The following is a 1773-nucleotide window of genomic DNA, read 5'->3' on the forward strand; positions in this document are numbered from 1 at the left end:
GGATGTGTATAAGACACAGGGCCAGTACCGGCCGGGCGGCGCGTCGATCATCCGCAGCTCCAGCCAGCCGCGCGGCCGGACCGGCGGGAACAGCGTGGACAGGTGGTAGGTCAGGTCGTCCTCGCAGGGCTCGCCCTTGTCGAGCCACTCCAGGAACGACATGCCGGGGTCGGACACCCACTCGCCCTCGGCGGTGTGGACGAGCATGACGCGGGCGTCGAGCGCGTACCGCGTCCACGCCTCGGCCGGGTCGCCGTCCGCACCGTCCCGCAGGACGGGCAGGGTGCGGCACGGGTCCAGCTCGGTCCAGATGCCCTGCCGGGACGAGCGCATCCCGGTGCGGCGCCCGGCCCGCAGCGGCGAGTTGGCGAACGCGGCGACCAGCACCGGGCCGAGCGCGTGGGTGAGCCGCCAGCGGCGGGACGCGTCCGGATCGTCGGCGCCGATGTCCAGGTTCACCTGGACGGACGCGGTCGAGCACATCATCGCGAGGCCCGCGTCCGGGAAGCCGCCGGCGCGGAAGTAGTCGCGCATGCACGCGTAGCGGGGATGGTCGGCCTGGAACCGGGGGCGCCGGACGGGGTCGACGCCGTGCCCGGCGAGCGCCAGCCCGTCCGCGGCGAGGGCGGCCCGCACGTGCGCGATGTCGCGGCCGAGCGCGGCGTGCAGCGCGCCGAGCCCGCGGAACGGCGCGGAGCTGAGCTCCAGCTGCCCGCCCGGCTCGTAGGTGATCTTGCTTCCGGCGGCCGGCGGACCGGCGTCCTCGACCAGCGCGCGCACCCGCCCGGCGGGGACGTGGGCGGCGGTGTCGGCGGCGTCGACCACGAACCACTCGGTCTCCGCGCCCACCGTCCCGGGCGGGCCGGTCTTGAAGCAGACACCGCGAATGTGCTGGTAGACACCATCAACCGTCAGGCGGGTCACCATTGACTCCTCGCGTAAGTCGATAACAGGTTCGAATCCTTCCCTGCTGAACCGCATCAGGAATCCGCCGTTTTTCGGGAACTTTGTGAAATCTCCGTGAACATCACCGTCCGCAGGCGTCCCGACTACCTTCCGTGCTATTCGACGCAACGTCCGATCTCGGACTTCTCAGCCGCGGACCCGAGGCGCTAGAGTCCCGTTGATCAGCTGTATGCACCATTTGTCAGCCGAGCAGTCGGACCGACGGACGAGCCGGACGGGAACGGGAGGGCACATGCGCGGGGACCTGGGCTCGCTCTACGACGCGCACGCCGACCGCCTGTACGCCTACTGCTGGTCGCTCGTCGGCGACCAGCTCGCGGCGGCGGCCCTCGGCGACACCTTCAGCGCGGCCGTGCACCAGCCGCCGCGCGGCGACCGCGTGCTCTGGCTGTACTCGCTGTCCCGGACGGCCTGCGCCGAGCGCGGCGCCTTCACCGGGGAGCTGTCCGCCGGCGGCCGGACGCTGTTCGCGGACGCCGACCCGCTGCTGCGCGTCGCGGCCGGGCTGCGCTCCGACCACCGCGAGGTGCTGCTGCTGTGGGCGGGCGAATGGCTCGAACCCCACGACATCGCCCGCGTCCTCGGCATCGCGCCCGACACGGTCGCGCAGCTGCTGGGCGCGGCGCGGACGCGGCTGGAGCGGGCCGTCCTCGACATCCTGATGCGCGGCACCGTGCAGCCGCAGCTGGACATGATCGCCGCGTTCGAGAAGGGCCGGCTGCCGCAGCTGCTGGCCCGCCGCGCGCCGGCGCACGCGCCCGGCTGGCTGCGCGACCGGGTCCTCGCCGCCTGCGCGGACGCCGGATG

General features: G+C 73.2%; 1 protein-coding gene and 1 pseudogene. One reads left to right on the forward strand and one right to left on the reverse strand.

Annotation, left to right across the window (positions count from 1 at the left end; translation table 11 throughout):
• The coding region (locus tag HUX53_RS03765) for a glutamate-cysteine ligase family protein (RefSeq protein ID WP_217919051.1) at positions 1–927 on the reverse strand (927 nt) is incomplete at its 3' end.
• Between the two features lie 271 nt (positions 928–1198).
• On the opposite strand from HUX53_RS03765, the pseudogene HUX53_RS03770 reads away from it, so the two are divergent.
• Positions 1199–1773 (forward strand): annotated as a pseudogene (locus HUX53_RS03770) (sigma-70 family RNA polymerase sigma factor); the annotation flags it as partial.

Source organism: Actinomadura sp. BRA 177 (genome assembly GCF_013372625.1).
In the GTDB taxonomy this organism is placed as follows: domain Bacteria; phylum Actinomycetota; class Actinomycetes; order Streptosporangiales; family Streptosporangiaceae; genus Spirillospora.